Below are 9005 nucleotides of genomic sequence, written 5' to 3' on the forward strand. Positions count from 1 at the left end.
ATCATGGTCATCGCACTGGACACCATTGCTGCAGAGGGCTTCTGGAGTCGATTGATCATCCTGGCGGTCGTCGCCGTGGTCATCACGATCGTCGTCTACGGAGTCGTGGCGCTGATCGTCAAGATGGACGACATCGGTCTGAAACTGGCCGAGGGGTCCACCGGGTTCGTCGAGAAGTTCGGCCGTGGTCTGGTCAAGGCCATGCCCAAGGTGATGTCGGTGCTCTCGGTCGTCGGTACCGCAGCGATGCTGTGGGTCGGTGGACACATCCTGCTCGTCGGCATCGACGAGCTCGGATTCCATCCGATCTACGAACTCGTGCACCACGGCGAGGACGCAGTGCGCGGCGTGGCCGGCATCGGCGGAGTGCTGGCATGGATCGTCAACACCCTCGCGTCGGCGATCATCGGCGCGATCGTGGGCGGCATCATCGTTGCTGCGCAGCTGGGAATCTCGAAGGTACTCGCCAAGCGGGCTGCCGCGAAGTAGTGGCAGCATTCCTCACCGATGAATCAGCTCGAGCACCCTTCGCTCGGACATGGAGACATCGGCGAGCGACGCCGTCAACTGGTCCCATGCGCGCTGAACGCGAAGTTCGTCGCGGCGCAGGCGTTTCTGGGCGGCAGCCAGTCTGCGGCGCTCGGCTCGAAGCACATGCAACTCGCGATCGTGCCGGGCGATGAACAGGTACGTGTGCGGATCGAACGGATACATGCCAGCTCCTATGGTGTCGTGGGGAATCCGTGCATCAGAACCATGACGTGTTCGCGCTCCCCCGAGGTCGCGGTTTCCCCACGTCGACGCCACTTGTCGATAACGGCGCGCATCTCCGTGCCCATGGTCTTCGTTTCCTCCGCAGTGAGCCGCAGAACGTCGTCGCTGCTGAATGCCGCGTTTACCCAGTCCTGGCCCCATGATTCCGAGGTTCGGCCGAAGTCGTGCAGACGTGACCATTGGTGTGCCAGCCATGAATCCATGGATGCCTTGGCAACCGACAACGACTCGGGTGAGTCGGCGAAGTCGTTCTCGGACCAGCTGAACCCGTTCTCGTTGGCCTCCGACCACCAGCGCTGACGCTTGTCCGATCCGTTCTCGACCTCCTTGACGAACCCGTGCTCGGCGAGTTTCCGTAGGTGATAGCTCACCGAGGCGGGTGACTCGTCCACCAGATCGCCGAGCTGGGTCGCTGTCATCGACTTGTTGGCGCGCAACGCATATAGCAGTCGCAGCCGGATGGGATGCGTCAGCGCCTTCAGCTCGGACATGTCCGTCAGCTTCCGTGGCGTCCGATGCGGAGGTGGTGGGGTCATACGACAACCATAACCCGAAAGAAATATTTCGCAATAATTCTTTCGGAACTAGGTGCTGTGCACGGTCACCGCGTATCCGTCCGGGTCGGAGAGGACGAAGGTCTTACCGAAGGGGCCGTCGAAGGGTGCTGCCAGGATTGTCACGTCGGCGGCGACCAGTGACTCGTGCAGTGCCTCGGCGTCGTCGCAGGCGAGCCACAGCGCGACTCCGAGTCCCGCCTGTCCGCTGTCGAGATCGGTTCCGGGGGCTGGGTTTCGGACGGCGAACGGGATGGGCGAGGTCGTGAACACCACCGCGCCGGGGGGTGCCTGAGGTGCGCGGACCAGGCCGAGTCGGCTTTCGTAGAAGTCTGCGCTGGCGGCGAGGTCGCGTACTTGCAAGGAGAGGAAGCTCGGTCCGGAAACGGTAGCGGTGGTCATGTCGGATCCCTTCGTTGGTATGTCAAGAACTTGACGATACAAACGTATGTCAAGATGTTGACATGAGTCAAGTGGACCTCGACACCTCGATCGGTTACGCCCTCAAGCGGGCCACCTCCGCACTGCGTTCGGCGATGGACGACCGCCTCCGCGAACTCGACATCACGGTCTCGCAGTATTCGAGCCTCGAACTCCTCGCACACAAGCCGGGGCTGTCCAACGCAGAGCTCGCCCGCGCGGTGTTCGTCAGCCGGCAGGCAACCCATCAGCTGCTGGCCGGGCTGACGCGCGATGGTTTGGTGGAGATCGAAGGTGCCGGTCGAGACCAACGCCTGCACGTGACGGCTCGGGGAATCGAACGCCTACGACAAGCGTCGGCCGCCGTCGCAGACGTGGAACGCACCATGATCGAATCGCTCTCCGCGCAGGAGCGGGAAGTGCTGCATCGCAATCTTGTTGCGTGCGCGGAGGCATTGGGCGGCCACCCGCACGCGTGACCTCACTCGATCGAGTCGAGGAACTCCAGCATTGCCGTGTTGAATTCGTTCGGTCGGTCCATGTTCGCGGCGTGGCCGCATTTGTCCAGCACTACCGATCGGCCATGTGAGTTGCCTGCCACGGACTCGGAAGCGTGTGCAGCGGGCCAGAACTGACTCTCACGCCCGGCGACCATCAGGTGCGGCCGATCCGTTGCTGCGATGGTCGCGCGCCAATCTCGGGCAGCGTGGTCTGCGAGCAGAGCCTGCATCGGCGGGGTATCGGGCGACGCCATCTTCGGAACCGCATGTAGCGCGAGCACGAGCTTCAGGAGCGACGGCACGGACTTCCACTTGGGCAGGCCGTGTCCGGTATCAGGTATTCCGTTGTCGAAGAACGTCGTTCGGTTGTCCTCGGTGAGACCGTAGAAGCCGTTCTTCCAGTCGGAGGTGTTCACCATCTTCGGCGTCTGATCCACCGATACGACGGCTCGTACGTGCTCGGTGCCGAATTGCGAGATGTACGACCAGATGGTGCTCGCCCCCATGGAGCCGCCGATCAAGACGGCCTCGTCGACGCCCACCTCGGACAAGAAGCTCGCCACGTCGCGTCCGTGCCGCTCCATGGACGCCCCGTGGGTCGGTGCCTCCGAGGCACCGTGTCCTCGTCGATCGAGCGCCAGAACGCGATATCCGGCGTCCACCAACGCTTTCTGCTGCAGCACCCACGTCGTCGCGGGCGCGCAGAAACCGGCAATGAGCACCACGGCCGGGCCCGTGCCCTCGTCCAGATAGTTCAGGGTGACGGCATCGTCGGTGATGACGGTCGGCATGGTCGACACTCCCTCAGGCGAAGGTGGCGTGCATTTCCCAGATCATGATTTCGCTCGCGGTCGATGCTGTCACACGGTGTCCGCCGGTGGAGGTCAGTCGCACCGCGTCACCCTGGGCGAGCTCGCCGATGTCCTCGAACATCGCTGAACCGTCGGCGACGAAGACGTGACCGAACGGCGCGTCGGGAACGGTGATGGATTGCCCCGGCCGGAGCCGCGCAACGTGCAGTGCCGCGAAGCGATTGCCGATGTGTATTCCACTTCTGCTCGGCATTCCCGATGCCACACAGACCAGCTCGCCGGATGCCAACTCGTCGCGCATGTCCAGTTCGTCGTACGAGGGCACTCGTCCGTCGGCATCCGGCGGGATCCACATCTGTACGACGCGTAGCTTGTCGCGGCTGGTCAGGCTCGACGCATTGCGTTCGGTGTGGCGAATGCCGGTGCCCGCACTCATTCTTTGAATCAGCCCGGGGCGGATCAGCCCGGAATGGCCCTCGGAATCGGTGTGCGCGAGCGTGCCCTCGAGTACCCACGTGAGGATCTCCATGTTCCGGTGCTCGTGCGAGTCGAAGCCTTCCCCGGGAAAGACGGTGTCCTCGTTGTGCACCATCAGCAGCCCGTGCGCGTTCGCCGCCAGGTCGTAATTGCCGGTGGCGGGGAAGGACTGTTTGGAGTCGAGCCATTCGTTCCACCAGTGATGCCGCTGTTCGCCGGGAATGTGGGTGAGGGTCACGACGCGTGGTTCCGCATTGCCGAGAAAGTGCGGGTGAGGGCCGCGAGATCCTCTGGGTTCACCAGGTCGAACATGTTCTCCCGCACCGCTGCGGCGTGCCCTGGACTGGCCTCGGCGAGGGTGCTGAGGCCGGACTCGGTGAGTTCGGCGGACATGCCCCGCTTGTCGTCGTCGCATTTGACGCGTCGAACCCAACCGCACTCGACCAACCGGCTGATGGCCCTCGTCACGCCGCTTCGAGTAGTGGTGACGGCGTCGGCGAGTTCGCTCATGCGGCGTCGGCGATCGGGCGCTTCGGAGAGCACCACCAGCAGCTCGAAGTCGGTGAACGAGATACCGGAGTCGCGAGTGAGCTGGTTGTCGAGATCGCGAAGCAGCAGCCGCGTCGCTTCGAGGTATGCGCGCCAGGCCGACTGTTCGTCCTGGCTGAGCCACCGTGGGGATTCCATGGGTCCATATTAGTTGACAACGCAACTACTCGGTGTACTGTTCGTAGTAGTTGACGAAGCAACTACTTGACCGAAGGGTAGAGCGATGACCGAGACAGATCAGCACACCATCGAGCGTGACCGCATTCGTGCCCAGCACATGAAGCCTGCAGGCGAGCGGCCCGCGTCGTCGGCCCGGGGACTGCATCACACCGCGTTGGTCAGCAGCGACGTCGAAGCAACGGTTCGCTTCTACCAGGATCTTCTCGAGTTCCCGCTCACCGAACTGATCGAGAACCGTGACTACCCGGGCTCCTCGCACTTCTTCTTCGATATCGGCAACAGCAACCTGCTGGCGTTCTTCGACTTTCCCGGACTCGACGTCGGACCGTATGCAGAGGTGCTCGGCGGCCTCCACCACGTGGCGATCAGCGTCGAGCCCACGAGGTGGGAACACCTGCGTACCAAGCTGATCGACGCCGGAGTGGAACTGATCGAACACAGCGAGGTCTCGCTGTACTTCCGCGACCCCGACGGTGCGCGTCTCGAACTGATCGCCGATCCACTCGGTGAGATGTACGGCTCGCACGTTCTCTGACCCCATACTTCGAGATTCGAGGCGATGACATGACCTCTGCAGCAACCACACTCGACGTCCGGCGGGCCGACGAGCGATTCAAGACCAAGATCGGCTGGCTAGACTCCAAGCACTCTTTCTCCTTCGGCCACCACTTCGATCGTGGCAACACCCACCACGGCGTCTTGATGGTCAACAACGACGACATCGTCACCCCCGGGCAGGGATTCGACACCCACCCGCACCGTGACATGGAGATCGTGACCTGGGTACTGCAAGGATCGCTGGTGCACCAGGATTCGATGGGCCACTCCGGCGTCATCTATCCCGGTCTCGCGCAGCGCATGAGTGCGGGCACAGGAATCCTGCACTCCGAGAAGAACGACTCGTGGCGACTCGGTGAGACCGCCGGCTCGTACTCGGGCAAGCACGGCGATCCCGTTCGATTCGTCCAGATGTGGGTTGTGCCCGACGAACAGGGCATCACCCCGGGCTACGAACAGCTCGAGATCGACGGCGAATTGCTCAGTGGCGGTTTGGTTCCGGTGGCGTCAGGGATGGCGCGCCACGCCGATCACGCGGCGATCCGAATCAAGAACAAGTACGCCGCGATGCACGCTGCACGTCTGCAGCCAGGACAAGCCCCGGTCGACGTTCCCGACACGCCGTTCGTGCACATCTTCGTAGCCGAGGGCGAAGCGATGCTCGAAGGTGTCGGCGTACTCGCCGAGGGCGACGCCGTGCGGATTTCCGGAGGCGGCGGGCAGAAACTGAGCACCGCAACCGGAGCCGAAGTGATCGTCTGGGAAATGCACGCGGCGATCGCCGGGTGACGTCGGCTACCGCTTCAGGCCGAACATCTTCGCGATTGTCTTCTCCATGAAGGTCGCCGGGAGCAATCGCCGCGCCATGAACACGATCGGTGCGTTGCTTCCTCTGGCGTACAACGGTTTCGGCTTGTCGGACTCGATGGCCTTCAACACCACCTCCGCGACGTCCTCGGCGGAGATGCCGGTTCCCTCCTTGCGGTCCAGGGACGAGATCGCGGTGTGGAAGTCGTCTCGGTGGACCGAATCCGGTGCGACGTACTTGGTTCGTCGCTCACTGATTCCGGTGTTGATCGAGCCCGGCTCGACGGTGGTCATCCACACCCCGAAGGGTGAAAGTTCCAGGCGCGCGGCATCGGAGAAGCCCTTGATGGCGGCCTTCGTCGACGCGTAGGACGAGCGGTAGGCGAGCGGGAAGCTGGCCAGCATCGATCCGATCATCACGATGCGGCCGTATCCACGCTCGCGCATACCGGGAATGACGCCCTGGGACAGCGTCACTGCACCGAAGACGTTCAACTGGAACAATCGCTCGATGGCATCGGTCGGCAGCTCCTCGAACGGCCCGGACTGACTCTCACCGGCGTTGTTGACCAACACGTCGACGACTCCGAGATCGGCGACGAAGTTCCGGATCGACTCGGCATCGGTGAGGTCGAGAGCGCGATACTCGACGCCGGTGGCCCGTTGCGCATCGGTCATCGAGTCCGGATTGCGGGAGGTGCCGATCACCCGGTACCCCCGAGCGAGGAGCGCCTGCGCAACCGCGCGTCCGATACCCGACGAAGCTCCGGTGACCACTGCCGTGCGATTCATGCCCAGATGGTACCGGGACGGCTGATCGGTACCGGATGACGAACCGTCCCATACCGGTTAGTCTGTTACCCGTGCAAACGAATTCTGCTGCCCTGCTGATCGAGCACCTCTGTATGGCTTTCGGCCCCAAAGTTGCAGTCGACGACCTGTCGCTGATGGTTCCACCCGGTTCGATGTTCGGACTCGTCGGCCCCAACGGCGCAGGCAAGACGACGTGTCTGTCCATGGCGGTCGGTCTGCTCAGGCCACAGTACGGCCGAAGTCTGGTGTTCGGACGAGACGTCTGGGCCGACCCCATCGCCGCGAAGGAGCTACTCGGAGTACTGCCCGACGGGCTCGCTCTGCCATCCCAGTTCACCGGCCACGAGCTTCTGACCTACTTCGGACGACTGCGCGCGATGCCCGAGGACGTGATTGCGCAGCGTCGGGACGAGCTGTTGGACGCGTTGGATCTTGCCGACGCCGGGGGAACCGTCATCGCCGACTACTCGGCGGGTATGACCAAGAAGATCGGACTGGCCTCGGCGCTGCTGCACGGCCCCCGGCTGTTGGTGCTGGACGAGCCCTTCGAGGCGGTCGACCCAATCTCCTCCACCATCATTCGCACCATTCTGGTCCAGTTCGTTCGCTCCGGCGGGTCGGTGATCCTGTCGAGTCACGTGATGGCGCTCGTCGAGCAGCTCTGCACCCACGTCGGCGTCATCACCGGTGGCCGAGTCGTGGCTGCGGGAACGGTGGACGAGGTCCGCAACGGCGGAAGTCTGGACGATGCCTTCGTTCGCCTGGTCGGTACTCGCGAGCAGAACCCCGACGGCCTGTCCTGGATGCGCTCGGGACGTCTCTCGGTCGAACCGTCCTGCAGATGCGAATCACGCTCTACCGCAGGCAATTCAGGGGCGGCCAAGCAGTGGTGAAAAGCGTGTTCGGGTTGCTGGGGCTGGTCTTCGCGGTATTGGCTTGTGTGTTGTCTGCGCGCAGTGGAGCCTCGCAGGTGTTGGTCGGCGGCACCGTGAGCCTCGGGCTGACACTGATCGGTCTGAGCTGGGTGCTGTTCCCGGTGCTCTCGGGGATCTCCGACGACAACATCCAGCCCCGCCACTTCCAGATGCTGTCGGTGAAACCTTCACGCCTGGCGCATGCCCTGTTGGCCACCTCGGCGTACGGGATGCTGGTGCCGTTGACGGCCATCGCGACCGCGTCGATCCCGATCTACGCCGTGTCCCGTTCTCTCGCAGCACTTCCGCTTGCCCTGGTGGCCTGGCCTGCGACCGTCGTACTCTTCGTGACGCTGTCCAGGGTGGTCACCGTGGCGATGTCTCAGCTACTGAAGAGTCGGCGTAGTCGAGAGCTCGCTCTGCTGGCGTTCGGTGCGGTGTTCGGCGGCCTGTACTTCCTGCAGTTCCCCATCACCCAGAACTTCTCTCGGGTGCTGTCGGGCGAAGTGACATGGCCTCTGACGCTGGCACATTCGATTCCGTTCAGCTGGGGAATCACCGGAGTCGACGCTGCGCTCGACGGCAACTGGCCTCTCGCGATCGGCGCAGTGGCCGGCCTGCTGCTGCTCGACGTCGCAGTGGTGTGGGCGTGGCAGCGACTTGTGCTGCGGCTCTTCGAGGGGCGGGTGTCCGCCTCGTACGGCGCGTCGCGGAAGCAGACGGCAACGAACGGCCGCAACAGCGACACCGGCTGGCGCGCTACCCGTGTCGGCGCGGTGGTGATGCGGGAGTTGTCCCTGTGGGGCGGCGACGTGCGTCGTCGAAGCCAGTTGCTGTCGGTGCTGATCTTCACGGTGCTCGGAGGCGTCGGCCCGTTGCTGACCGACTCGATTCCGTTCAGCGCGGCGTGGGGTGCGTGGATGGTGATCTACTTGGCGATGGGCGCGGGGTCGAATCTGTACGGCCTCGACGGCGGTTCGATGTGGCATCTGGTGATGATTCCGCAGGCTCTGCGCGACGACGTCCGTGGTCGGCAGATCGCGTGGCTGATGGTTGCGGCACCGTTCGCGATCGTGTCGACGACGGTGGTCCGAGTGTTCGGCGACCTCGGACTCGACCGGTTGGCGGTCCCCATCTCGGTGACGCTGTCGATGCTCGGCGTCAGTGCCGGGCTCATCGTCGTGATCTCGGTCCGTGCCGCCTACCCGGTCCCCGAACCCACCAAGGCCTTTTCGCTGAACACCCGAGGGTCGTTCAACGGAGGTTCGTTCGCATTGATCTTGCTGTCGATGGTCGTACTCGGAGTGTCGGTGGTGCCCGGTCTGCTGCTGGCACTGCTCCTGCCCGGTGCGTTCGCGTACCTGTCCGTTCCCGTGGCCGCGGCTATCGGATGGCTGGGCATCTGGTGGGGCGCCCGGATGGCCGTCGACACGCTCGTCGGTGACTCCGACGAGATCTTGCACGAGGTGATCTCACGGTAGGGCGCGAATGGTCCGACACGGGTTTCCGGCAGCGAAGGTGTGCGACGGCACGTCCCGGGTGACGACGCTGCCTGCACCGATCACCGAGTTGTCGCCGATCGTGACGCCCGGGCACACGATGACTCCGCCGCCCAGCCAGACGTTGTTCCCGATGACGATGGGAAGA

General features: G+C 63.8%; 14 protein-coding genes. 6 read left to right on the top strand and 8 right to left on the bottom strand.

Annotated elements, in window-relative coordinates; all coding sequences use genetic code 11:
* Positions 1-489, top strand: a 489-nt coding sequence (locus tag A2J02_RS08925) for a DUF808 family protein (protein WP_156516157.1), incomplete at its 5' end; no start/stop codon positions are given.
* Between the two features lie 12 nt (positions 490-501).
* Here the strand turns inward: A2J02_RS08925 and A2J02_RS08930 are convergent.
* The 3 genes from A2J02_RS08930 to A2J02_RS08940 form a co-directional block, all read right to left on the bottom strand.
* Complete coding sequence (locus tag A2J02_RS08930; RefSeq protein WP_068049404.1) at positions 502-714, bottom strand: hypothetical protein; 213 nt, start codon at positions 712-714, stop codon at positions 502-504.
* 8 nt (positions 715-722) lie between these two features.
* The gene (locus A2J02_RS08935) at positions 723-1265 is read right to left on the bottom strand and encodes an ArsR/SmtB family transcription factor (RefSeq protein ID WP_082898663.1); all 543 of its coding nucleotides are present in this window, start codon (positions 1263-1265) and stop codon (positions 723-725) included.
* Positions 1266-1358: 93 nt separating this feature from the next.
* A complete protein-coding gene (locus A2J02_RS08940; protein WP_068049408.1) occupies positions 1359-1730 on the bottom strand; it encodes a VOC family protein in 372 nt (123 codons plus the stop codon).
* A gap of 62 nt (positions 1731-1792) precedes the next feature.
* Between A2J02_RS08940 and A2J02_RS08945 the strand changes: the two genes are divergently transcribed.
* Entirely contained in the window at positions 1793-2227 is a 435-nt protein-coding gene (locus A2J02_RS08945) for a MarR family winged helix-turn-helix transcriptional regulator (protein WP_068049409.1), read from the top strand.
* A 2-nt stretch (positions 2228-2229) separates the two neighbouring features.
* On the opposite strand, the gene A2J02_RS08950 is transcribed toward A2J02_RS08945, so the two are convergent.
* Genes A2J02_RS08950 through A2J02_RS08960 form a run of 3 tightly spaced genes read right to left on the bottom strand, consistent with a single transcriptional unit; the run spans position 2230 to position 4224 of the window.
* The gene (locus tag A2J02_RS08950; protein WP_068049411.1) at positions 2230-3039 is read right to left on the bottom strand and encodes an alpha/beta fold hydrolase; all 810 of its coding nucleotides are present in this window, start codon (positions 3037-3039) and stop codon (positions 2230-2232) included.
* Positions 3040-3052: 13 nt separating this feature from the next.
* Entirely contained in the window at positions 3053-3775 is a 723-nt protein-coding gene (locus A2J02_RS08955) for a pirin family protein (RefSeq protein WP_068049413.1), read from the bottom strand.
* Complete coding sequence (locus tag A2J02_RS08960; RefSeq protein WP_068049415.1) at positions 3772-4224, bottom strand: MarR family winged helix-turn-helix transcriptional regulator; 453 nt, start codon at positions 4222-4224, stop codon at positions 3772-3774. The genes A2J02_RS08955 and A2J02_RS08960 overlap by 4 nt, the downstream gene beginning before the upstream one ends.
* An 85-nt stretch (positions 4225-4309) precedes the next feature.
* On the opposite strand from A2J02_RS08960, the gene A2J02_RS08965 reads away from it, so the two are divergent.
* Positions 4310-4801, top strand: coding sequence for a VOC family protein (locus tag A2J02_RS08965; protein WP_068049417.1), 492 nt, complete (start codon positions 4310-4312; stop codon positions 4799-4801).
* A gap of 29 nt (positions 4802-4830) precedes the next feature.
* On the top strand, positions 4831-5613 hold the full coding sequence (locus A2J02_RS08970) for a pirin family protein (RefSeq protein ID WP_068049419.1): 783 nt from the start codon (positions 4831-4833) through the stop codon (positions 5611-5613).
* 6 nt (positions 5614-5619) lie between these two features.
* Here the strand turns inward: A2J02_RS08970 and A2J02_RS08975 are convergent, their stop codons facing one another.
* Entirely contained in the window at positions 5620-6423 is an 804-nt protein-coding gene (locus A2J02_RS08975; RefSeq protein ID WP_068049420.1) for an SDR family oxidoreductase, read from the bottom strand.
* A gap of 35 nt (positions 6424-6458) precedes the next feature.
* On the opposite strand from A2J02_RS08975, the gene A2J02_RS08980 reads away from it, so the two are divergent.
* Complete coding sequence (locus A2J02_RS08980; RefSeq protein ID WP_442971465.1) at positions 6459-7337, top strand: ABC transporter ATP-binding protein; 879 nt, start codon at positions 6459-6461, stop codon at positions 7335-7337.
* Positions 7286-8839 carry an ABC transporter permease gene (locus A2J02_RS08985; RefSeq protein ID WP_082898664.1) on the top strand — a complete coding sequence of 518 codons (1554 nt, stop codon included), beginning with the start codon at positions 7286-7288 and terminating at the stop codon, positions 8837-8839. The genes A2J02_RS08980 and A2J02_RS08985 overlap by 52 nt, the downstream gene beginning before the upstream one ends.
* On the opposite strand, the gene A2J02_RS08990 is transcribed toward A2J02_RS08985, so the two are convergent.
* A partial coding sequence (locus A2J02_RS08990) for a DapH/DapD/GlmU-related protein (protein ID WP_269454980.1) occupies positions 8831-9005 on the bottom strand: 175 nt, incomplete at its 5' end. The genes A2J02_RS08985 and A2J02_RS08990 overlap by 9 nt on opposite strands.

The organism is Rhodococcus sp. EPR-147 (assembly GCF_001647185.1).
In the GTDB taxonomy this organism is placed as follows: domain Bacteria; phylum Actinomycetota; class Actinomycetes; order Mycobacteriales; family Mycobacteriaceae; genus Rhodococcoides.